Annotated in this window: 24 protein-coding genes; 14 read left to right on the top strand and 10 right to left on the bottom strand. The window is 42.3% G+C overall.

The window, feature by feature from the left end; all coding sequences use genetic code 11:
• Positions 1–41 precede the first annotated feature (41 nt).
• Together QVP94_RS14290 and tsaB are read right to left on the bottom strand one after the other, a co-directional pair.
• The gene (locus QVP94_RS14290; protein WP_005861514.1) at positions 42–188 is read right to left on the bottom strand and encodes a hypothetical protein; all 147 of its coding nucleotides are present in this window, start codon (positions 186–188) and stop codon (positions 42–44) included.
• Positions 189–256: 68 nt separating this feature from the next.
• Positions 257–973 (bottom strand): tRNA (adenosine(37)-N6)-threonylcarbamoyltransferase complex dimerization subunit type 1 TsaB, encoded by a 717-nt coding sequence (tsaB, locus tag QVP94_RS14285; RefSeq protein WP_022192877.1) that lies wholly within the window; start codon positions 971–973, stop codon positions 257–259.
• A gap of 189 nt (positions 974–1,162) precedes the next feature.
• Between tsaB and QVP94_RS14280 the strand changes: the two genes are divergently transcribed.
• The 12 genes from QVP94_RS14280 to QVP94_RS14225 all read left to right on the top strand — a co-directional run bounded on the left by QVP94_RS14280 (position 1,163) and on the right by QVP94_RS14225 (position 13,140).
• Positions 1,163–2,035 (top strand): YicC/YloC family endoribonuclease, encoded by an 873-nt coding sequence (locus QVP94_RS14280; protein WP_130882011.1) that lies wholly within the window; start codon positions 1,163–1,165, stop codon positions 2,033–2,035.
• A gap of 14 nt (positions 2,036–2,049) precedes the next feature.
• Complete coding sequence (gene gmk, locus QVP94_RS14275) at positions 2,050–2,616, top strand: guanylate kinase (RefSeq protein WP_005861508.1); 567 nt, start codon at positions 2,050–2,052, stop codon at positions 2,614–2,616.
• A gap of 3 nt (positions 2,617–2,619) precedes the next feature.
• The gene (locus QVP94_RS14270) at positions 2,620–2,799 is read left to right on the top strand and encodes a hypothetical protein (RefSeq protein WP_022192875.1); all 180 of its coding nucleotides are present in this window, start codon (positions 2,620–2,622) and stop codon (positions 2,797–2,799) included.
• Positions 2,800–2,810: 11 nt separating this feature from the next.
• Positions 2,811–3,386 (top strand): nicotinate (nicotinamide) nucleotide adenylyltransferase, encoded by a 576-nt coding sequence (gene nadD, locus QVP94_RS14265; protein WP_022192874.1) that lies wholly within the window; start codon positions 2,811–2,813, stop codon positions 3,384–3,386.
• Between the two features lie 632 nt (positions 3,387–4,018).
• A complete protein-coding gene (locus tag QVP94_RS14260; protein ID WP_005865774.1) occupies positions 4,019–4,231 on the top strand; it encodes a hypothetical protein in 213 nt (70 codons plus the stop codon).
• Between the two features lie 203 nt (positions 4,232–4,434).
• The gene (locus tag QVP94_RS14255; protein WP_232044490.1) at positions 4,435–5,427 is read left to right on the top strand and encodes a DUF4934 domain-containing protein; all 993 of its coding nucleotides are present in this window, start codon (positions 4,435–4,437) and stop codon (positions 5,425–5,427) included.
• 19 nt (positions 5,428–5,446) lie between these two features.
• Positions 5,447–6,994 (top strand): thioredoxin domain-containing protein, encoded by a 1,548-nt coding sequence (locus QVP94_RS14250; protein ID WP_022192872.1) that lies wholly within the window; start codon positions 5,447–5,449, stop codon positions 6,992–6,994.
• Positions 6,995–6,999: 5 nt separating this feature from the next.
• Positions 7,000–8,043, top strand: coding sequence for a glycoside hydrolase family protein (locus tag QVP94_RS14245; protein WP_022192871.1), 1,044 nt, complete (start codon positions 7,000–7,002; stop codon positions 8,041–8,043).
• Positions 8,034–8,840 (top strand): galactosyltransferase-related protein, encoded by an 807-nt coding sequence (locus QVP94_RS14240; protein ID WP_022192870.1) that lies wholly within the window; start codon positions 8,034–8,036, stop codon positions 8,838–8,840. The genes QVP94_RS14245 and QVP94_RS14240 overlap by 10 nt, the downstream gene beginning before the upstream one ends.
• 209 nt (positions 8,841–9,049) lie before the next feature.
• Positions 9,050–10,780, top strand: coding sequence for a lysine--tRNA ligase (lysS, locus tag QVP94_RS14235; RefSeq protein ID WP_022192869.1), 1,731 nt, complete (start codon positions 9,050–9,052; stop codon positions 10,778–10,780).
• A 12-nt stretch (positions 10,781–10,792) separates the two neighbouring features.
• Positions 10,793–11,788: an NAD(P)H-dependent glycerol-3-phosphate dehydrogenase gene (locus tag QVP94_RS14230; RefSeq protein WP_005861487.1), complete on the top strand. Its 996-nt coding sequence runs from the start codon at positions 10,793–10,795 to the stop codon at positions 11,786–11,788.
• Positions 11,789–11,796: 8 nt separating this feature from the next.
• Positions 11,797–13,140 (top strand): glucose-6-phosphate isomerase, encoded by a 1,344-nt coding sequence (locus tag QVP94_RS14225; RefSeq protein WP_022192868.1) that lies wholly within the window; start codon positions 11,797–11,799, stop codon positions 13,138–13,140.
• A gap of 71 nt (positions 13,141–13,211) precedes the next feature.
• Here the strand turns inward: QVP94_RS14225 and QVP94_RS14220 are convergent, their stop codons facing one another.
• A complete protein-coding gene (locus QVP94_RS14220) occupies positions 13,212–13,487 on the bottom strand; it encodes an HU family DNA-binding protein (protein ID WP_008774141.1) in 276 nt (91 codons plus the stop codon).
• A gap of 586 nt (positions 13,488–14,073) precedes the next feature.
• Between QVP94_RS14220 and QVP94_RS14215 the strand changes: the two genes are divergently transcribed.
• Positions 14,074–14,829, top strand: a complete 756-nt coding sequence (locus tag QVP94_RS14215) for an inorganic diphosphatase (protein ID WP_022192867.1) — start codon at positions 14,074–14,076, stop codon at positions 14,827–14,829.
• Between the two features lie 64 nt (positions 14,830–14,893).
• On the opposite strand, the gene QVP94_RS14210 is transcribed toward QVP94_RS14215, so the two are convergent.
• On the bottom strand, positions 14,894–15,796 hold the full coding sequence (locus QVP94_RS14210) for a sugar phosphate isomerase/epimerase family protein (protein WP_005865752.1): 903 nt from the start codon (positions 15,794–15,796) through the stop codon (positions 14,894–14,896).
• A gap of 155 nt (positions 15,797–15,951) precedes the next feature.
• Between QVP94_RS14210 and QVP94_RS14205 the strand changes: the two genes are divergently transcribed.
• A complete protein-coding gene (locus tag QVP94_RS14205; protein ID WP_022192866.1) occupies positions 15,952–17,340 on the top strand; it encodes a DUF1080 domain-containing protein in 1,389 nt (462 codons plus the stop codon).
• 77 nt (positions 17,341–17,417) lie between these two features.
• Here the strand turns inward: QVP94_RS14205 and QVP94_RS14200 are convergent, their stop codons facing one another.
• The 6 genes from QVP94_RS14200 to QVP94_RS14175 form a co-directional block, all read right to left on the bottom strand.
• On the bottom strand, positions 17,418–18,674 hold the full coding sequence (locus QVP94_RS14200; protein ID WP_022192865.1) for an ABC transporter permease: 1,257 nt from the start codon (positions 18,672–18,674) through the stop codon (positions 17,418–17,420).
• A gap of 12 nt (positions 18,675–18,686) precedes the next feature.
• Complete coding sequence (locus QVP94_RS14195; RefSeq protein WP_022192864.1) at positions 18,687–19,865, bottom strand: ABC transporter permease; 1,179 nt, start codon at positions 19,863–19,865, stop codon at positions 18,687–18,689.
• Positions 19,862–20,875 carry an HlyD family secretion protein gene (locus QVP94_RS14190; RefSeq protein WP_005865742.1) on the bottom strand — a complete coding sequence of 338 codons (1,014 nt, stop codon included), beginning with the start codon at positions 20,873–20,875 and terminating at the stop codon, positions 19,862–19,864. Before QVP94_RS14190 ends, QVP94_RS14195 begins: the two co-directional genes overlap by 4 nt.
• Positions 20,876–20,905: 30 nt before the next feature.
• Positions 20,906–22,291 (bottom strand): TolC family protein, encoded by a 1,386-nt coding sequence (locus QVP94_RS14185; RefSeq protein WP_005861471.1) that lies wholly within the window; start codon positions 22,289–22,291, stop codon positions 20,906–20,908.
• A gap of 111 nt (positions 22,292–22,402) precedes the next feature.
• Entirely contained in the window at positions 22,403–22,996 is a 594-nt protein-coding gene (locus QVP94_RS14180) for a Crp/Fnr family transcriptional regulator (RefSeq protein ID WP_005861469.1), read from the bottom strand.
• A gap of 2 nt (positions 22,997–22,998) precedes the next feature.
• Positions 22,999–23,904 carry a DUF8429 coiled-coil domain-containing protein gene (locus tag QVP94_RS14175; RefSeq protein WP_005861467.1) on the bottom strand — a complete coding sequence of 302 codons (906 nt, stop codon included), beginning with the start codon at positions 23,902–23,904 and terminating at the stop codon, positions 22,999–23,001.
• Between the last annotated feature and the right edge of the window lie 136 nt (positions 23,905–24,040).

Raw genomic sequence — 24,040 nt, 5'->3', positions numbered from 1 at the left:
GGCGAGGTCCGAAAGGATCCCGCCTTTTTATGTTATTGTTCTCAGTTAGCTTGCTCTATAGGAACCGGACTAATCTCCGTACTCGTATCCTCCACCAACGTTGTCCCGAGGAACAACCAGATCATCAAAAGGATTATAGCGACAACCACACCAAATACCAATAGCGTATTCACACTTTTCTTTCTCATGTCTTTAACTGATTTATTCATTTTAGAATAAACAGCCGGAACATGAATTTGGTTGTGTACCCTTACTCTTATTTGTTTTTCCCTAACGCCTCGTTCAGCACTTTGTTCTTAGCGATCGTTGCTTGGAATTCTTTCAAATAGAAAGGCTCAAAATAAGCCACATTCTCAAAACGGCCATCATCATATGCTTTCTGCGACAAGGATACCATATTTACAGCTAATGGATAGATACCATCTATAAAACAGGCGTTCGGAGAAGTGATTACCGTCTCACATTTAGCGGCACCGTCTCCAAAGAAACAAACCTTACCGTTCTCTAAAAAAGAAGCATACGAATCAGCATCTACGATATCAGCAGTCGTGGCACGTATCGTGTTGAGATGGGAATCATAAATCGAAGAGTAGACTTCCATACGACGGGCATCCAACATAGCGCAATACAAGCAATCGGCCTCCTCCTTATTTTTCTGAATAGCGGCAGACGCTAAAATATCCAGCGTATGAATACCGATCAAAGGAATACCATACCCAAAGCATAATCCTTTAGCCACAGACACCCCGATGCGTAACCCCGTATAAGATCCGGGTCCGCTACTTACCGCCACAGCATCCAGTTTTATCCCTTTCGACTTCGCGGCTTCTAATGCCTCTTCCATATAAACGCCCAATAACGCCGCATGAGACGGCCCCTCGAAGGAAGCCTTCTCAAAGACCACCTCCTCCCCTTCCGACAGGGCTACTGAACATACGGAAGTGGATGTCTCGATATTTAAGATCAATGACATAATAATTAACTATTAACAATTGATAATTGAACGAACAAACAATCTCAATCCTTCAATCTGATTAGGCTGCGAAGGTATACAAAAATTCATTATACTATCAAGGCAGCCCTATGAGAAACATCTATTTATGAGAAAATAAACATCAAATCTAAAAGGAAACCACTATCTTTGCGCAAACTTTTGAGAAAAATGATACAATCAATGACTGGGTTCGGTAAGGTTACTGCCGAGCTCCCTTCAAAAAAAGTAACCGTAGAGATAAAGGCTTTAAACAGTAAGCAATTGGATTTGTCCACCCGTATCCCTTCCATATACAAGGATAAGGAAATGGAGCTTCGGAGCCTGTTACTTCAATCTTTGGAGCGGGGAAAAGTTGAGTTCAATATCTTTATAGAATATATAGGCAAAGATACTCCTACACAGATCAATCTTGCCGCCGTAGAGAATTATTACAACCAAATCAAGGAGATCGCAGAGAAACTGAATATCAGCGTTCCGAACGATTGGTTCCAGACCTTGCTCCGGATGCCGGACGCAATCAAGTCTGAGACCGTAGAACCGGACGAATTCGAATGGGAGGTGGTTTTAGAAACGGTAAAGGACGCTATCAAGTACCTGTGTGATTTCCGTATCCAAGAAGGAGCCATGCTTCAAAAGCTTTTTGAGCAAAAGATAGCCAATATCGCCACTCTGTTGAAAGAAGTGGAGAAATACGAGGGGGAACGTATCGAGAAGATCAAGGCTCGTATCATGGATAACCTGCAAAAGATAGCCGAGAAGGACTACGACAAGAATCGTTTCGAGCAGGAGATGATCTATTACATAGAGAAGCTGGATGTCAACGAGGAAAAGAACCGTCTGGACAACCACTTGAAATATTTTATCTCAACCATGGAATCCGGTCACGGCCAAGGCAAGAAGCTCGGTTTTATCGCTCAGGAAATGGGGCGTGAGATCAATACGCTCGGATCAAAGAGCAACCACGCCGAGATGCAGAAGATCGTGGTCCAGATGAAAGACGAGTTGGAACAAATCAAGGAACAGGTACTAAACGTATTATAATAAGATTAACGAGAATGGCTGGCAAATTAATTATCTTCTCCGCACCCTCGGGTTCCGGAAAATCAACCATTATTAATTATCTTTTGAAACAAGATTTACACCTTCGTTTCTCCATCTCGGCTACCAGCCGGGCTCCGCGGGGAACCGAGAAGAATGGTGTGGAATATTATTTCCTTACGCCGGAAGAGTTCCGCAGTCGTATCGCTAATGGAGACTTCTTGGAATATGAGGAGGTGTATACCGATAAATATTACGGTACGTTAAAAAGCGAGGTAGAGCGTATCTTGAATGAAGGGGACAACGTGATTTTCGATGTGGATGTGGTAGGCGGATGCAATATCAAGAAATTCTATGGAGACCGTGCCCTGTCTGTCTTTATCCAACCTCCTTGCATCGACGACCTACGGAAGCGATTGGAAGGACGGGGAACAGACAGCCCGGAAGTTATCGAAAGCCGTATCGCCAAGGCTGAGTATGAATTAGGGTTCACGGGACAGTTTGATAAGGTTGTCGTAAACGATGATCTGGAGACTGCCCAAAAAGACGCGTTGAAGATCATTCGTGAGTTCTTAAACAAATAGTCTATGCCTAATATATTCAAGAATACCCGTTTTATGATGGGGCTTTCTATCGTTTGTGGGATAGCGAGCCTCGTATTAGGTGGTATCAGCCTGTATTATAAGGAGTATATCATCGGGGGTGCCCTGATATTTAATATATTCATTTGTTTTATCAACTATAAGGGTTGGCAAAAGAAGGGGTAAGTATAAATCGGATGAGACTCAAGACCGGCATCTACAGTGGATCGTTCAATCCCATTCACATAGGCCATCTCGCCTTGGCGAACTGGCTATGTGAGTTCGAGGGACTGAATGAGGTGTGGTTCGTGGTCACGCCTCATAATCCGCTGAAGAAAAAGGATGACTTGCTAGATGACTCACTACGGTTGGAAATGGTCCAAGCCGCCATTGACGGATATCCGAAATTCAAGGTCTGCGATATTGAGTTCCACCTGCCGAAACCTTCTTATTCCATTGATACCTTGCGAGCCTTATCCAGCAACTATCCGGATAGGGACTTTTATTTTATCATGGGAGCCGATAACTGGCAGCTTTTTCCCCGATGGAAAGAATATGAAAAAATACTCCAAAACTACAAACTGCTGATTTATCCCCGCCTAGGATTCGATATCTCGATCCCAACCATTTATCCGAACGTGAAAAAGGTAGACGCTCCCTTGATGGAAATCTCCTCCACATTTATCCGTAACGCTTACCAAACCGGCAAGGATATCCGTTTCTTCCTGCCGGAAGGAGTGCGGCCTTATTTCGGGTCAGTAGCAAATCAGTGACATACCTGCGATAGAAGATATACTTACTTGGGCTATGAAGTATATATCCTATGCCACTTGAAGTATATATTCTTCAAGAAGGGAAGTTATACCGTGATTATTTACAGCTTTGCCATCTTAGGGCAATCTGCCAAAATTCCCATTAAAACATGTTTTACAGCACAGCCGTTAAAGATGATCCCCGTAACATCAAAACAGGCTCACCCGATAATCTTTTTGGAGTATCCAAATATATAATTTGAGCCTTGTCAAGTGAATAACTAATGGCTTGTCAAGTGAATAACTAACGGTTAGGGGTAGCCGTTAGTTATTCACTTGGGAAGTGATTAGTTATTCATTTGGGAGGCTTTGTGCCTATGGCTTACGCTATTACATAAAATACTATTACATAACAAATTACATCAATACAACAAGTCATTTCTCGAACAAATTAAACATGGGACAGAACAATCGAGTTCGCATAGCTAACTTATATACATATCTCCACTAATTTTCTACTGTACCAATAGAAAGACAATATACATTAAACAACAATAAAAAAGACATAATATACCCCATGTTTGATATTTTTTAATTTTCTTTGTAAATATCAAAGCATTACACATCTATTAACTTTTTAAATCTTTCAAATTATGGACAAACTCAAAAAACTGACAAAAGTCGTACTAAACCAACAAGGTAAAGTTCTTCCAAAAGAGCAAATGATGAAAATCTTAGGGGGAGGAAGTGCGTATTGCCACTGCTGGAACAGTTCTAATGCCATTGATGCCTCTAACTGTTCTCAATGTCAAGATAAATGCAATGGTCTTGGAGGAGTACAAAACTGCAATACCGTAGGAGGTTAACAACAAAAGAAAGGGTTGGCTTTAGCAGAGGTCACCTCCTACCGCCAACCCCTTGTTTCTTAAAACAATATACAACCATGATCTATCTTTTCTTTTTAATCCCCCTTTTACTTATCAGTTGTAACCAGGATCGAGTGAAAGATAATAGTAAGAACGAAATAATCGAGTACTTCATTCCACTCTCACATCGGGTAGAAAAAGATGTGAATGAAGTATTTGAGGAATATTGGTATGTCCCCTTGGAAACAAGGGATGACGCATTGATAGAAGAACTTTACAATATCAAGAACATTGTTATCTATCAAGAAGATATCTACATAGGCTCGGGAAATCAATTAATCATATGGGATAAATATGGAAAAATCAAACGCTATTTATATAAAAAGGGAGAAGATCCTCAATCGTACTTCTTCTTAGGAAATTTTACAATATGGCCTAATGGAGATATTTTGATTTCTTCTGCGAACGATATTACGACTTATTCTAATTCGTTCAAATTTATTCGCAAATGGGCAGATCATGAAAATATAGGATATATAGAGGCTATCACCCAATTTAATGACAGCTCATACATTATAAAAAACATGCCTATACAGGGGCAGTCGCGTTACAGGATAATCAACCCAAAGAGCGGAAATCTTATCAACTCGTATGATTCCATAGAAAAAGCGAACAAATATATCAGCTCATACACAAATTCGTTCGAACGTTTTGAGGGGCATATCCTCTCTCATGGCTATCAAGGCAATGAGATACTTGAGTGTACAATGGATAGCACTAAAATTCGATATCGAATAAATATCGACAATAAAATTCCTCCAGCGGGATTTTGGGCACAAGACGGAAAGGATTATGTGCAAATAGTAATGGAGGAGACAGAGAAAGGATACATCGGGCATATCCCGGATTACGTGGAATCAAAGGAAACAATATTACTCTCCTTCAAGGGAAAAAGGGATGACCTGAACGGAATAGCCTTAATCGACAAAAAAGACGGGAACGCAAGAGTTTTAGAGAACATCAAGTTCGATGACAACTTCCGGTGGTTGCCCAAACAGTTCTTCTCGTTAGATGAGGGCTGGTGCGCCATGCTGATGTATCCGGAAGACGTTTTGAAGAAGGAAGAGTTCGCAAGGCGTTTCCCCGGACTGGACGAGGAGAGTAACCCGGTGTTGTTCATTGGTAAACTAAGGTAATCATTAAAGACCTAAAGCAATGGAACATGACAATCTATTCATCCAAATTTTAGAAATCTTATCGATAAAGCACACGGAAGATTTTACCATAAGATTCTACGAGAGCCATCCACACAAAAACAATCTGTTTGGACTGTCCGAGATGCTACGTTATTATAATATAGAGAATGTAGCGGCCGAAATTCAAAAAACACAAGAAAACTTATCCTCATTGGATGTACCCTTTGTGGCTTACGTAGATCATGAGTTTGTATTGGTGCGACATGTTTCTACCGAGGCAATCATCTATTCATGGCGAGGTAAAAACATCACATTATCTATCCCGGTATTCTTGGAACGATGGTCAGGAATCGTCCTTCTTTTCGAATCCACCGATGAATCTATTGAACCGGATTATAAAGAGCATAGAAAGGAATACTTACGACAGCGGATAGTAATCGCATGTTTCGTTTCATTACTTCTATCATTAATAGGGTGTGCCCTTATCACCAACAGAGGAATGGAGATAGGAATCTGGGGGTTATGGGGTGTTAATGTGATCGGAGCATCTTTCTGCGGTATCCTGCTTTCTCGAGAGATCTTAGGCTCGGATAAATATGTCAACAAAATTTGTTCCCTGTTTTTGAAATCCAGTGATTGCAACGGGACATTGGATTCCCAAGCATCTCATTTCTTGGGGATCAGTTGGAGTGTCTTCGGCTTAGGATATTTTCTTTCCGCAATATTGTTTATCGCCTTGTTGCCCCAATATGTTATATATGCAGAGACTCTGAATATAATCGCATTACCTTATACAGCGTGGAGCGTATGGTACCAAAAATTTAGGGTAAAACAATGGTGCGCTTTATGTTTATCTGTACAAGCTACCGTATGGATCACCTTTCTTATCTCTCTATTTGCGATAGGCATGGATTTCAATCAATGGGATTTATTTGATTTCACTACCATTGGATGCGTGTATGGGCTCGTCATTCTATCGCTCCATTTTACTGTTACATTATACGTAAAAGAAAAGCAAATCCAACGAAGCAACAATAAACTTAGCAGCATAAAACTGAATGCCTCTGTATTTAAGAGCTTATTAAACGAACAGCCTCAATATGACATTGATAAAAATATAGGAATATTATTGGGAAATACGGATGCCAAGGAATGGATTACCATTATCTCGAATCCACATTGTGCCCCTTGCGCAAGGTTACATCCCCAAATAGAAGAGTTACTTAAAGAATATAAAGAGGAGATTTGCATACAAATCGTCTTGACCTCTTTTAGCAAGGAATTAGAACCTAGCGCTATGCTACTAACCTCCATGTATCTACTAAATAAGGAATCAGATTATTTACGATTCCTGTCCGACTGGTATACAAAAGAGCGTCATAAAAGAGAAGGTTGCTATAAGAGATACAAGTTAAATCTAAATGACAAAGAAATGTTAGCCAACATACAAGCACAAAACGAATGGGTTAAACGCAATACGATAAGTTCCACTCCTACAATTCTGATAAATGGTTATTTATTGCCGGAAGAATATGAGTTAAAGGATATGTCGTATTTAATAAATTAAGTACTATGAATAAATTAGCATCACAAATAGATTCGCTAAATAAGCATTTGATAGGCTCATTACATACAAGCTACCCTTTCGGATTGGCTCATGGCAAAATGGGATTACTCATCTATTTATACCATTTGTATGATTATACGCAAGAAGCTATTTATAAAGAGAAGGCTGAGAGATTGCTGGACGATCTCTTGGAAAACGCTCTCTCTAAAAACGCAGAACTTACCGTGGAGGAAGGTTTATGCGGAGTTGCGTTAGGATTGGATTATATTGTAAAAAAGCAATTTGTAGACGGTGATATTAATGATTTACTAAGTGGTATCGATGATTTGCTATTCAAGAAGCTGGTTTTCGGAAATATGGAATCTAGGTATTCCCTGTCTCAACTCATCCATTTCTTATATTACATTTATAAAAGGCTGGAAATCCAGACAAACGATAATGAGCGTTTCCCTTTCGAGGGCTTAGCAATCAAGTTAGTTAATCAATTGGCCGATTTGATAGACGCCTCCTTTTTCGAGGAATCCTATACGTTTTCCATTTACCAATATCACGTACCGATATTGATGAAAACCCTGTCCTGTCTTATACAATATGATTTTTACAAGGATCGGATACAAAAGGTTCTGGAACAACTATCTCTGTATATGTTCTCCCATTTGCCTCATCTGCATTTAAACCGACTATATCTGTTATGGGGCATGCTACCTTTACGGGATTGTTCGCCGGATTGGCAAAGATATGTGGACGAACTAAGAAAATCAATCAACCTAGACATAATATATAATAGAGAGATCAAAGGCAGGGATATCTATATCAGCAATGGATACGCTTCTCTATATTTCTTGTTGGAGGGATTAAACAAGGACTTTCCTAAATACACTATTCCTTTCAATCCGCACTTAATTTACGATCGGATCATCTCGTCTGACGCTTGGGATGCCCTAATGGAGAACGAATACTACTATAATATACACCGAGGATTGCTGAATGGTTTCCCCGGTACGGTGTTGGCATTGTTAAACATTAAGCAAAGATATTTATGCGAATAGACTTGACAGATACAACATTTATTATTCCCGTACGGATCGATTCCATGATCCGTTTGGAGAACCTGTTGATGTCCGTGGACTCAATAGTACGTTATTTCCGGACACGCATCTTAATTCTGGAGGCCTCATCATACCAAAATGAGATTATCCCCTCGTTAATAAAAGATGATACGGTGAAGTACACTTTCCTCGTGGATAAAGATCCTGTATTCTACAAGACCAAATACTTGAATATCCTCGCAAAGCAGGTTGATACTCCACTTGTTTGTATTTGGGACGCAGATGTGATACTGGACCACCTTCAAATATTGGATGCGGTGAAACAGCTTAGAACTAGGACTTCTGATGTCGCTTATCCATATGATGGTAATTTTTTAGATACGTCAGATATATTGAGGGAACATTATTGGCTCCATCGTGACTTAGATTTCCTAAAAAAAAATCAAGCAAAGATGAACTCTTTGTACACAGTAGAGGGAGTGATAGGCGCAGTCGGGGGAGCGGTCTTCGCCCAAACGGAAAAATACCTGCAAGCGGGTATGGAGAATGAGGATTTCTATGGCTGGGGCTTGGAGGACGGAGAAAGACATTACCGTTGGTTGAGTTTTGGCTACCGGATTTATCGGAGTGAGGGCTGTTTATTCCATTTGTCTCATCCCCGGGATCAAAATGGGATGTTCCGTTCAAGGATACATAGCGAAAAAGCGATGCATGATATGAATGAAGTAGTAAACTATTCCAAAGAGGAACTTCGAGAAAAGTTCAACCTTGGATTCAAAATAGAGAATTGTATTTAGTGATGAAAGATAAAATTATTGGGTCTTAAGTTCATTGGCCTACAAACCTAAGATACTTCACCAAGGATCCTAAGATACTTTACCGATGAACCTAAGATACTTTATCCATGAACAAACAAGATCGGTGACCTCAACCTTTTACCACATAAGTCAGCATAAATCAGAAATATTTTGTACTTTTGCGCCGTATTATACAAAATAATAGCATAATGAATCTATTAGAACTGAGTGAACAGGAAATAATAAGACGTAATAGCATGGAGCAGTTGCGTCAGATGGGGATAGAGCCTTATCCCGCAGCTGAGTATGTAACGAACGCATTTTCCAAAGAAATAAAAGAGACATTCAAAGACGACGCTGAGCCACGCCCGGTAAGTATCGCCGGCCGTATCATGAGCCGTCGTATCATGGGTAAGGCTTCCTTCATGGAATTGCAGGATTCCGAGGGCAGAATACAGGTCTATATCTCCCGTGACGATATTTGTCCGGATGAGAATAAGGACACCTACAATGTCGTTTTCAAGAAATTACTGGATATCGGTGATTTCGTCGGGATCAAGGGATTCGTTTTCCGTACTCAGATGGGAGAAATTTCCGTTCATGCTCAAGAATTGACAGTTTTGTCTAAATCACTTCGTCCGCTACCGGTCGTTAAATATAAGGACGGTGTCGCTTACGACGGTTTTAATGACCCGGAGCTTCGCTACCGTCAACGTTACGTGGATTTGGTAGTAAACGATGGCGTAAAAGATATTTTCATGAAACGTGCGGCTATCATCAAGACCATGCGTACCGCTTTGGATGAGGCCGGATATACGGAGGTAGAGACTCCGATCCTGCAATCTATCGCCGGAGGAGCTAGCGCACGTCCGTTCACGACACATCATAACTCCTTGGACATCGATTTATATTTACGTATCGCTACCGAGTTGTATTTGAAACGATTGATCGTCGGTGGATTCGAGGGTGTATACGAGATCGGTAAGAATTTCCGTAACGAGGGTATGGACCGTACGCACAACCCGGAGTTCACTTGTATGGAACTTTATGTCCAATACAAAGACTATAACTGGATGATGAGCTTCACTGAGAAGCTGTTGGAGCGTATCTGTATCGCCGTGAACGGTACGAGCGAGAGCACGATCGACGGTAAGACAATCAGCTTCAAGGCTCCTTTCCGCCGTTTGCCGATCTTGGAGGCGATCAAGGAAAAGACGGGTTACGACTTGGAAGGTAAGAGCGAGGACGAGATCCGTACGATCTGCAAGGAATTGAAGATGGAGATCGACGATACGATGGGTAAAGGTAAATTGATCGACGAGATCTTCGGGGAGTTCTGCGAGGGTACGTTTATCCAGCCGACCTTCATCATCGACTATCCGGTTGAGATGAGCCCGCTGACTAAGATGCACCGTAGCAAACCGGGATTGACCGAACGCTTCGAGTTGATGGTAAACGGGAAGGAATTGGCGAACGCTTATAGCGAGCTAAACGATCCGATCGACCAAGAAGAACGTTTCAAGGAGCAATTACGCTTGAGCGAGAAAGGGGACGACGAGGCGATGTTCATCGATCAAGATTTCTTACGCGCCCTTCAATTCGGTATGCCTCCTACGTCGGGTATCGGTATCGGTATCGACCGTCTGGTTATGTTGATGACCGGACAGACAACGATCCAAGAGGTATTGCTTTTCCCGCAAATGCGTCCGGAGAAAACCGCAAAGAAAGATAACGCCGACAAATACGTAGCCTTGGGTATTTCCGAGGAGTGGGTTCCCGCTTTGCAGAAAGCCGGCTACCTGACGGTTGACACGCTGAAAGAAGCGAACGCCAACAAATTAAGACAAGAGCTTTGTGAGCTTAATAAAAAATATAAGTTAGAACTGCAAAATCCTACGATCCAAGAAATAGAAGCTTGGATAGCCAATGTAGGAGAATAAAAGCGTGATACGATGGATTTGCCCGGAAAAATCGCGATAATGGGAGGTGGTAGCTGGGCTACCGCCTTAGCCAAGATCGTACTTTCAACTCAAGATAGTATCAACTGGTACATGCGTAGGCCCGATCGTATCGAGGAGTTCAAGCAGTTGGGACACAACCCGTGTTACCTCACCGCCGTGAAATTCGACACGAACAAGATAAACTTCTATTCCAATATCAACCAAGCGATCAAGGACTCGGATACCTTGATCTTCGCTACGCCTTCCCCTTTCTTGAAACAACATTTGAAGAAGGTGAAGACCTCTTTGAAAGATAAGTTTATCATCTCGGCGATCAAGGGTATCGTACCGGATGAGAATATGTTGATTACGGATTACTTCGCGGAGTATTACAAGGTTCCGACAGAAAATATAGCAGTTATCGGTGGTCCCTGTCATGCGGAAGAGATCGCTCTGGAGCGGCTCTCGTACATTACGTTGGCTTGTTCCGACATCGAGAAGGTCCGTACGATATCCCCCGTTTTCAAGAATCAATACTTAAAGAATTCCTTCTGTAAGGATGTGACCGGTATCGAATACGCCGCCGTACTGAAGAACGTGTACGCTATCGCCGCCGGTATTTGCCATGGGATGAAATATGGCGATAACTTCCAAGCCGTATTTATCTCGAACGCTATTGAGGAGATGCGTAATTTCGTGGACGCCGTACACGGGCTGGAGCGGGATATCACCGACTCCGTCTACCTTGGCGATTTGCTGGTTACCGCTTATTCCCGGTTCAGCCGTAACCGTACTTTCGGAACCATGATCGGTAAAGGATATTCCGTGAAGACAGCGCAGCTGGAGATGGAAATGATCGCCGAGGGATATTATGGAACCAAGTGTATGCGTGAGATCAATGAGAAATATAAAGTGAACATGCCGATACTGGACGCAGTTTATGATATATTGTACGAGAAGAAATCGCCAACAACGGTCATTCGTCAATTAACGGAAACGTTTAAATAAAATAGCATATGAAAAACATCAGTTTAAACATCGACAAGGCTCTGGGCACTGTCTCCAAGGAACAGGTTTACGCTCAAGAGGCCAAGGCAATGGAATGTATTGCCACATTACATAACGGTAACGGAGCAGGTAACGACTTTTTGGGTTGGTTGCATCTCCCCTCTTCTATCACGGACACAGAGTTGGCCGACATCGAGAATACGGCGAACGTGCTTCGTTCTAAATGTGAAGTGGTCGTAGCCATTGGTATCGGTGGTAGCTATTTGGGTACCAAAGCGGTAGTAGAAGCGTTAAACAACAGCTTCGACTGGTTGCAAAACGACCGCAAAAACCCGGTTATGTTATACGCCGGACACAATATCGGAGAGGATTATCTTTATGAATTAAGCGAAGTTTTGAAAGGTAAGCAATTCGGTATTATCAATATCTCCAAGTCTGGTACGACTACAGAGCCGGCTTTGGCTTTCCGTATCTTGAAGAAACAATTGGAAGATGCTGTTGGCAAGGAAGAGGCTAAACATCGTATCGTAGCTATCACGGACGCTAAGAGAGGAGCTTTGCGTACCTTGGCGGATCAAGAAGGTTACAAGACTTTCATCATCCCTGATAACGTAGGTGGACGTTTCTCTGTTTTAACTCCGGTAGGTTTGCTTCCGATCGCCGTGGCAGGTATCAGCATCCGCGACTTGGTTGCTGGAGCTGTTTCCATGGAAAAAGCTACAGACGCGAGCGTTCCTTTCGCTGATAATATGGCCGCTATCTATGCCGCTACTCGTAACGAGTTGTATAAGAGCGGTAAAAAGATTGAGATCTTGGCTAACTTCCATCCGAAATTGCATTATATCGCAGAATGGTGGAAACAACTTTATGGAGAGAGCGAAGGTAAAGACGGTAAAGGTATTTTCCCCGCATCTGTAGATTTGACAACCGATTTGCATTCCATGGGTCAATGGATTCAAGACGGTGAGCGTACGATTTTCGAAACGGTTATCTCCGTGGAAGCTACAGATCATAGCGTATTGGTTCCTACAGACGAGGCTGATTTGGATGGATTGAACTTCTTGGCAGGCAAGCATGTAGACGAGGTAAACAAGATGGCTGAGTTAGGTACTCAGTTAGCTCACGTAGATGGTGGCGTTCCTAATATCAAGGTAACTATGCCGGAAGTAAGTGCGTTCTATATTGGTCAGTTGTTCTATTTCTTCGAGAAAGCTTGTGGCATCAGTGGTTATATGTTGGGCGTTAACCCATTCAATCAACCGGGTGTCGAGGCTTATAAGAAGAATATGTTCGCCCTGTTGAATAAGCCGGGATACGAGAAAGAAAGCGAAGCTATCAAAGCACGTTTATAATACGATTTATCCCATAAAAAAACGGTTTTCTCATCACGAGGAAACCGTTTTTTCGTTTGAATAGTTTTTTATTACTCATTTAATTCTTTAAGTAAATCGCTCCCGGCCTTGAATTTGACCGAGACACGTGGAGTAATCATTACTTCCTCCCCTGTTTTCGGATTACGTGCCAATCGCTCGGATTGTTGCCAAGGTACAAAAGATCCAAATCCTTTCATGGAAATAGATTCTCCTTCCCGTATTCCTTTCGCCACAACAGTCGGTAACGCATTCACTACGGTTCTAACAACATTTTTCGGCAATCCTGTTTCTTCCACAAGAGATTGTACTAATTCTCCTCTATTCATACTAGATAATAAATATACCATTCTTCACCAGAAAAGAGTCCGGTGAGAACTTAGTTGTTTAATCATTGCAAATATATGAATATTTGGGGAATATCAAAATATCATATATTAAAAATCAATGTATACAGAAATATTATATACCTAAATGTAGGTATAATTGAACCCCTTTCAGATAGACAAGTGAGACTTTGGTAGAAATATAATTAATAAGAAATAGTATACAGTATTATGATATCACTTATTCATAGCAAGTTATAGCCTTTGAAAATTCGTTATTAATGCGCTTACTAGAGTTCTCACCGAACTACGTCATAATTTATTGATTAATTATCTCAACGAAATAAATTTATATCCCTTATTTTTCAATACATCTATCAACTCATCCAGATAATTATAGAATTTATCAATCCGGTTAGGGTGTACATGTAGGTGGATCAAAAGTAAGCACCCATTTAAACCATTTTTGTTTCATAAAATGAAATTCCATTATATATCATATTTATTTAATCTCAAGAAGCTTTCCTCCCATTTCTGTTAATTCCGATTTATTACGTACCTTTGTATTGGTTTTTAAGAAGGTAATAACATGATTCAAGAAGCGATTATCCGATATCTGCGTAAACACAGGCAGGAATCCCTTTCTCCCAAAGCTGTTCTTTTCGATATGGATGGTGTATTATATGACTCTATGCGTTTTCATGCACGGGCATGGCATGAGGTAGCGACCCTCCATCAGCTAACTTCTCGGCCGGAAGACTTTTATATGTTCGAAGGACGTACTGGGGAAAGCACGATCAACGAGCTATACCAACGCACTTTCCAACGAGACGCTACCGCCGAGGAGAAGCAAACGATCTATAAAGAGAAAGCGGATCTATTCAATACCTATAATGACGGTGCCCCCATGATCGGCGCCGCAGAGGTTCTAAAAGAAGTGGAAGCATCCGGACTGCAACGATTGGTTGTCACCGGTTCCGGCCAACATAGCTTGATCGATAAGCTAAACCATACCTATCCGGGACATTTCAACCGAGAGAAAATGGTTACGGCTTTCGACGTGAAATATGGCAAGCCACACCCCGAACCTTATTTAATGGGACTTCAAAAAGCGCATGCGAAGCCTAATGAAACTTTTGTGGTAGAGAACGCTCCCATGGGAGTAGAAGCTGCCGTGGCAGCCAATATCTTTACGATAGCCGTAAACACCGGACCTCTCCCCGATCAAGTTTTATTAGATGCCGGAGCGGATTTACTATATCCGGATATGGAAAACTTAGCTAAAGATTGGAAACAAATCATCGAGCTTGCGAAATCCACCCGATTGAACGAGTATTCCAAATAAGCGAACATAAAAAAAGAGGCTACCCGATAATGAAGTAGCCTCTTCTTTTTTATCATCGAACGGATTATTTCACATAATCAGCCTTATTCAAGAAATCATAGCTTTGCTGAACGCTGGCAACCGGATCATTGTTAGTATATTGTTCCACTTCAACATACCAATCCTTTACGTTATTAGCGTACATTTGATCGAAGATAGGCTTGAAATCCATCTTACCGCTTGCGCCGATCTCTTTCTCATCCTTGATATGGATAGCCTTGAACTGGCTCGGACGGTTCTTCAAGTAAGCGACAGGATCACCGCCACCCATCATTACCCAGTATACATCCATCTCGAAGAATACGTGGTTCGGGCTTACGTTATCCAACAGATAATCATAAATCAACTGATCGTCAATCTTACGGAACTCGAAGTCATGGTTATGATAACCGAATGCGATACTAGCGGCAGCGGTCTTATAACCAACCGTGTTGAAATAATCACAGTACATCTTCAAGTCATCCAATGTAGTCTTATCGTTAACCGGCATCCACGGTTGAACCATATATTTAACGCCTAACTCATTATGAGCATCGATCGCTTGATCCCACCAACTCATAACCTCGGCTTCTTTTTCTTTCGTAAAGGCCTGTCCAAGGTGAGCGCTCGTGCACTTCATACCTAGGTCATTCACCATTTTCTTAAATTCAGCGGGAGCTAAACCGTAAATCTTACCGTTATCATAGCTTGCTGTCTCCAGATTCTTATAACCCATCTTAGCGGCGGTTTCCAAGACTTTCTGGATACCTTCTTCTTTTACAAGGTCTCTTAAAGAATACAATTGAAGCCCTATATATTTAGAAGACTCCGATGCTGTAGCGGCAGCTTGTCCTGATTTACCGCCACAAGAAGATAATAACTGCGGGGCTACCAACCCACCCGCAAGCATCAAAGAGGCTTGCTTCAAAAAATTACGTCTGTTCTGCATAGTACTATTAATTAAGTTTGATTGAGAATTTTTACAAAAGTAAGACTATATTCTTAGGTTTATATCTTTATGGAAGTTAAAATCTTCAAAAAGGACATTGTATTTTAATTTTCGTTATCTTTGGAGGATATATTATTACTTAAATCATTTATATCATGAAAAAATTATCAATTCTAGCGATGGGCCTTCTCTTTGTCCTGACCACAGCCTGTAGTGTTTCTGGCAGTGGCACCTTATTCGATGGCAAAGATAGTAACAAATGGAAAATGACAGGCGATGTCTCCGTTCAAGACGACATAATGACCTTGAAAGGTACGGATGCGCTGGTCGTACTGAAAAACGGCAAATACAAAAACTTCGATCTGACCCTTGATTTACGTACTACCCCGGGAGGCAAAGGCGCCGTCTGGTTCCATACGGACCCGAACTTGAAGAAAGGATATCGTATCGCTATCAATAATGACCGGGCTGATAAGGTTTGGTGGAAAATGACAGGAAGTCTTGTTTCCGTGAGGAATTTGACCAAAAGCTTCGTAAAAGAAGATCAATGGTTCAAGATGGATATCCGGGTTGCCGGACAAGAGATCGATGTAAATATAAACGGCGAACCGGTTGTAGAGTATATCCAACCGACCGCACCGTATCGTACGGACGCTAACACCTATGCCTTATTATCGGAAGGGACATTTGGCATAGAGAGTGATGGTAGCGGTGAGATCCAGATCAAGAACATCACCGTGAACGTAATTGATGAATCCACGATCGATATCAACGCACAATTGGCGGAAGCTAACGATGAGCAAAATGACGAGATCATAAAATTACATCAATCGGATTTCCCTGTATTGGATTACCACGTGCATTTAAAAGGTGGATTAACCAAGGAAGTTGCCGCTAAGCAATCCCGCAAGACCGGTATCAATTATACGATCGCACCGAACTGCGGCATCGGTTTCCCGATCACGAACGACCAACAAGTCATGGATTACCTAAATGAGATGCGCTCACAGCCTTTCATCCTTGGTATGCAAGCGGAAGGACGCGAATGGATAACCACATTCTCTCCCGAGACTCTTAAAGAATTCGACTATGTGTTTACGGACGCTTTGACGTTCAAGGACAATAAAGGTCGCCGTACCCGCCTATGGATTCCGGAAGAGACTTGGATCGAGAATGAGGAGCAATATATGGACATGATCGTAGATCGTATCTGCTCCGTATTGGAAGAGCCGGTAGATATCTATGTAAATCCTTGTTTCTTGCCATCTCCGATGGATAAGCGTTTTGACGAGTTCTGGACGGAGGCCCGCATGAAGCGTTTCGTCGAGGCATTGGCTAAAAGCGGAAAAGCTTTAGAGATCAACGAACTATACAACATTCCAAATAAAGCGATCATTATGAAGGCGAAAGCCGCCGGCGTTAAATTCACGTTTGGAAGTAACAACGTGACACCAAACGTCAGCGATCTGTCTTACAGTATCCGCATGATGAAAGAATGTGGCCTGACGGCTGAGGATATGTATAAACCGAAAGTTAAAATCTAATCACACATTTACCCTCACCCTAATCCCCCGTTTAGGGACACCCTAAATGAGCGATTAGGGTAGACCTAAACGAGGGATTATTCTCTCTCTCGCAACATCCGTCGCATCTTCATATACCGATATTGCTTAATAATCATCTTGCGGCTACGTATGATCTGATAACGGTAAATGATACAAGACAAGATGAAATATACGCCCGCTTGAATCCATAATACCCGATATTCATGCGCCACCTCATGCAAGGAAGCGCCTGCCGTATTGATACGAATAAATCCCTGGATACCCGGAGTAGAAGGAAACAAATAACCCACCACTTTCCAAAACGGAGGAATAGCCGCCTCCGGCCAAGAGACACCCGAGATAAATAACAAGATGACAGACGTGAAAACGAATACCAACATGGGCGACTCACGACTCGTCATAAATCCAGATAGCGTCATAGACATAAAAATACAGGCAAACAGGTAAGGCAGTAAAAACAACAAAATAGTCAGTGGCTCACCAACCTGAGGTAAGGAGAATAACTTAGGGACAATAGCCAATACCCAGATGCAAACCACCACATACAGCAAAAGATAAGTCAGCGACTTGCCGAACACGATACGCAAAGTTCCATTAAAATGCCGGCAAATAGGCACCAGACTATGAAAGCGGTTCTTTTCCCGGGCCGTTCCTCCCAACATTCCGATACCCAATATCAAGGTCTGTTGCAATACCAAGATCAAGATAGCCGGTACCAAGAAACTGGCAAAGCCATTCTGGGAATTAAACAACGCTACCGATTCATACGGGATCGGGTCTACCGTGATCTGGTCCATCTTATCCGTAGACGACGGATTATTATGCATCCGAAGTTCCTTACCCATATCCAATGACACCTCTGTCGTCGCCAAAAGGAAAGCCTTATAAAACAATAAGGCGCTCATATCGCAATACAACGAGACGGTTGTCTGTCGCCCTTCATGCAGGTCCTTACTATAATCCGGGGGAAAGAGCAAAATTCCATAGGCCTTCTTCTCATCCAACATCTTCTTTGCTTCCGCCATATCCGGACAAACACCCACTACTTCCACATCTGGCGTGGCGTTAACCCGTCTGGTAAACTCACGACTCAAATAGGAATCACTTTGGTCTACCACCACCATCTTCGCCTCGTGTACTACCTCGTTATTATATATAAATGAATAAAGCAGCGGATATACGAAAGGCACCAAGAAAAAGAAAATCATGACCCCCGCATCTTTAAACACGTTTCTCAATTCATCCTTCCAAATATAAAACGTATCCAGAAGACCTTCCTTTATGATATATCGTAAACGATGTTCTCTTTTCATCACATACAGTTTTTACGGTAGATATTTGAAATCCAACAACGCCCTCTTCAAGTTCCGCCCGATAAGGAACGGCAAGATCAGAAATCCCAACAACCAAGCGTACTCGCCCAACGTATAGAATAGCGCCCGCCCGTTCAAGGCTTGATCGACATAAATCAAGAAATAATGCCGCAAAGGGAACAAACGAGCCAACGCTTGCAACGTAGGGTCCATACCTTGTACCGGAAACGAGAATCCGACAATGGAGAACGAGATCATTCCGAACAGGCTGGCGAAGCTAAGCCCTAAACGGGGAGTCGGTAATACGCCGATCATAAATACGCCTACCGCCTGAGAGGATATAATCAGCAAAAACATCGCCAAAAGCATCGGAAACCAACCGCTATTTAACGGGAAAGAATTAAATCCATATAACACCGCACAATACATAAAGCCTACGACCGTAAAAATAGCCGTCTGCGGCAATAACTTTCCCAACAAACTAACTGCGATAGAACTCCCTCCCATATCCAACCATTTACGGGATGTGGAATATTTAATTTCCGTACCGATACTGAATACTGTCACTAGAAATACCATCAACTGAATGATACCCGGCAAAACCGTATTATTCAAATATACCGAATAATTCAACCACGGATTGCCGATCGGATGCGTATCGATCACGATCGGTTGTAGCTGTCCCATGATCTGCGCTTCGGTATACCCTTTAGCTTGTCCGGTCTGTAAACCCACAGCGGCCCCCGCCAATACCGACATCGTTTTCATATCCCGAAACAGCAAGGAAGCGGCGATCAAATAGGTAGCATTCGTATAGAAAGACAACCGGGGCTGCTTTCCAGATGTGGCGTCCACGGCGAAACCGGATGGAATGTAAAAAATTCCATATACATTCCCTTTCTGCATTTCCTGACGAGCCTCGGTAAACGACATGGTTTTCATATACACCTCTGTCTGCTCAAAGGCATCCAACTGGCGAATCAAATTGCGTGAGGTAGCGGAGTTATCCATATCCACCACTGCTATCGGCAGATCGGTCGGCAATCCCTCATGCATCAACGATACAAAGAAAATGACACAGATAGCCGGAGCGATCAGCATACAAAAGAAGTAAATCGGTTGAGCCACCAGCCGATGCACCTCACGCTTCGCGATAAGCCAGATTCTATGCAAACTTTCTTTATAGGTCATACGATCTCTTTCCCTTTTTTCTTTAAGATCACGGACATTCCCGGACGAAGATCAGCGACTTTCTCCAACGGACGAGCACGCACCTCGAAAGTCTTCGAGTCATATTGTCCATTCGTCTTTGTCGCTTTCCATGCGGCATACGAGCCCATATCCTTCATATAATAGACTTTCAACTTCACCGGTAGGTCCCCCAACGCCGGTATAAAAGCATTTACTTCCGAGCCAATCTTGATATCTTTCAACAGATCCTCACGAATACTGAAAGTTACCCATACATCATTTAAATCAGAGATATTCATGATCGGAGCGCCTGTACCAACCAACTCACCGACTTCCGGGAACCGTTCTGAAACCTCCCCGTCAATCGGAGCCACCAAAGCGCTCTCGCCCACATACGACTCCACTTCGGCGATAGCACCTTCCGCACGTTGGACCATAGCGGCAGCGGCAGCCTTATCTTCCTTACGGGCACCTTCTTTTGCCATCTCATATTGAGAACGGGCAGCCTTCTCTGTCGCTACCATAGCGTTATAATTAGCCTCCACCTCGTCTCTTTTTTGAGCGGACATCACCCCTTTCTCGTATAAATTCTGAATACGATCGAAAGATTTCTTAGCGATAGTTAATCCAGCTTGCGCCTTTTGCCACATCTCATAAGCGGCCGTGATTTCCTGTTCACGGGCTCCTTTAATCGCTTTAGCGTTCTGCGCCTCCGCTGCCGCACGAGCCGCCTCCGCTTGTTTCAGCTTCGCCATAACCTCGGGCGTATCTAAAAAGACCAAAGTATCTCCGGCTTTTACCTGATCGCCTTCGCCAAAACGATAAGAAGCGATACGTCCGGGAACCTTACCGGAGATACGAACTTGGGTGGCCTCGGCCTGCCCCATTATAATATCGTCAGGCGGTGTAAGCAGGAAGAAACCCGCCAAGGCTACCAATCCGATCACGACCAATACCGTGATAAAAGCTAACATCATGTTACTGATAGAAAACTTCTTGTTCTCGTTCATCTCTGTGTATATTTTTATTTGTTATTACTCTTATTCATTTGCGGACAGTTTACCCAAAGCCTTGCTTAGATAAACTTCTGTTAATTTCACCTCGATTTGAGCATCAATCAAACTAGAGCGAGCAGAAACCCATGCTGTCTGCGCCTCCATTAAGTTCAAAGCCGGGATAACCCCTTCCTCAAAACCGAAATTCGCACGCCGCAAATTCTCTTCCGCATTTTCCATATTACGGGAAGAAGCGATCAACTTTTTGCCCGCTTCATTCACTTTATAAACGGATTGATTTACCTGCAACTCGATCTTTTCACGAGCATCCTGCCATTCCAGTGTTTTTATGCGCGTTTCCGCTTTCGCCGAGTTACGCCTATAAGTGCCTTCCCACCAACCGGACAAGGGTACCTTTACCATAACTCCGACATTAAACATACCGGCGAAATCATTTTTAAAACCATTAAAAACATTCGGATTCGTGACGAAGTAATTCGCCGCTAAAGCGACATTAGGCAACATCTCTGCCAAAGCAATACGTTCTTTTCGCTTATAGATTTTCGTTGCCAGATCCAAACTTCTCAGTTCATTACGATTCATGAAAGCCTCATTCAGATCGGCCGAGGCTTGTGTTGTCTCTACCGGAAAATTATCCAGCTTCTCGTCTGCAAGCGATAAATCCTCCTCTAAAGACAGACCACAAATTTGCGCTAAAAGCATTCGGGTTAAAGCCAGACCATTCTCAACCTTAGTCTGAGCCATCTCCGCCTCATTCAGTTTCACCTTGACAGAAAGACCATCGGCCTCGGTAGCGACTCCCTCATAGATCATAGCGGTCACATCACTATCCATCTTACGGAGCAAATCCACATAAGCGTCCGCCAATTTCTTCTTATTCACCAAAGATATGACCTGCCAATAGGTTTCGTCAGTCTTATAAATCAAGTCCTGCAACTGTAAATTATTCATTGACTCCGCTAATTGCTTGGCAAACTTAGTGATTTGGTTATAATTAACGATCTTCCCACCCATGAATACAGGCTGTACCAACGATACATTACCCACCCAGATATTCTGCACATCCAAATGTTGCATATCGTTCACCCCACTCATCAAATGTTGGATCATCGGTAATTGGGCCAAGCCACCTAAAGAAGAGCTCAAGGATGAGGACAAAGCGCCCATGTCCAGTAAGTTTATATCCTTCTGGTTCCACATATAGGCACCGTTTGCCGATAATTGAGGAAAATACTTGGTAAAAGCGGCTTTCTTCTCGTTATCCGCCATCTTGATCTTTTCGCCAGAGATTTGTAGCTCCTTATTGTTCTGGATCGCCAGATTCCGGCACTCTTCCAATGTCAACATTCGCTGAGCGTGCATACAGCTCACCGTGACTACAAATGTTAATAGTAAGATAGTTCGTTTCATCTTTATATCGTTTTAACCTACCTATATAATGCCATCATATTCCCTATGTGACAAAAATATAAAAACCCGCACAAAAGTATAGGTTTAAAGCGAATATAAAATTGAACTAATTCAATAAAGGATACGTTTCTTCAACTTACAATACCAAGAATCACTAACCCCCATATATTGAGCTATATATTTATCAGGGACCCGGCTTACGATCCATTGGTGGTTCGTATAAAGATATTTCAGGAATTCTTCCGCCTTACAGGTTTGACGGACAGCGAACATTGAATAGAGCTTGGAAATAATCATCAGCATCACATTCTGATAACAGGTAGCGAAAGCTGGATATCCCAACGACAAACGTTCGATATCCGTCCGGGAAAAACAGAGCAATTCACCATCCTCGATAGCTTTCACCTCAAACTCGGAAGGGACTTGTGTAAAATAACCTATTGTAGAAACAAAAGGGTACATACTATCCGAGGAGAAACCGGTTACGCATTCATTCCCATTCTCATTAATATATTGATTGATAAAAAGCCCTTTATTAATAAAATAGGCATCTTGGCACAACTCGCCCGTACGAATCAAATAATCCCCTTTCCGGATTGTCACACCTCGAGTACAACTTTCCAAATCCTTTAGGAAAGATTCATCTCGAGACAGAATCTCCGGAATAAAACTTAGGAACTTCTCAAAGTCGGGAGATAATTTCATAGTTAATCATCCAAGGTAAATCTCTTCTGTCCGATCAAATTACCGTCAGAGAAAATATCCACACGGTAAGTACCCGGAGATAAGAATTCCTCGATATTCCAATACATGGTCACTGCCACCTCCTCACCTTCATATTCTATCATTTTCTTCATAGAATAATTGATTTCCTTTCCTTCAAAAGCGAATACATCCGCACGGCTTTTCACCAATATATCGTCATCCGGTTTCATGATCCGTACATATACCATCTTTTCGCCGACAGGAGCGGTAATGTTCTTCGCTATCTTGAAAGTCACGACGAATTGCTGCATCTTCTTAATACGCTTAGCGAGTTTACCTCGAGAGTTCACAGGAGTCACGTTAATATCCGTCGCATCCAAACGACTAGCTAACGTTACTCTTTCCGTCAATTTCTCTTTTTCCTTTTTCAAGGTAGCAGCTTGTGAAGTAGCCCTCTGATATTTCTGAACAGCCTCTTTCTTTTCAACCTTCAATTGCTCATTCTCACGATTCAAGGAATCGATTTGGACAACATAGTTACGCATGATTTTACGTAAGGTATCCAATTCCTTTTTCAAGCGAGCTATTTCCTTCGCATTCGTAGCCTTCACCGTACGCAATTCTTCCAATAAACGTTGTACCTTTGCTTGCTCCGTAGATAATAGGGCAACAAGGGAATCATTGCCTACGCTAAACTTATAACCTTCATATTGAAGAGACAATTCATTATATTCATCCTCCAAAGATTCTTTCTCAAGATCAAAGGTTTCCACCAAATCAGTCATTTGCTGCTTTTGATGATAAATATAATAACCGGCACCAGCAATAATCAGTACCAATACTATAACTGCTACGATAAGTAGCGAAAGTTTATTTACTTCTTTATTCTCTTTCTTTTCAGTATCCATATGAGGTTCTTAGCTATTACAAAAGCACAAAATTACAATTTCTTATCCATCCGAACAACAAAGTACACCTAAAAATAGAAAAAGGCAGAGAGGATATATACCAAAAAAAGGAGTCACCCCTTACGGACTGACTCCT

The sequence above is a fragment of the Parabacteroides sp. CAG:2 genome (genome assembly GCF_000436315.1).
GTDB classification, from domain to species: Bacteria; Bacteroidota; Bacteroidia; order Bacteroidales; family Tannerellaceae; genus Parabacteroides; species Parabacteroides distasonis.
The sequence above is the reverse complement of the archived record's forward strand: the minus strand, read 5'-3'. Positions and strand labels throughout refer to the sequence as shown.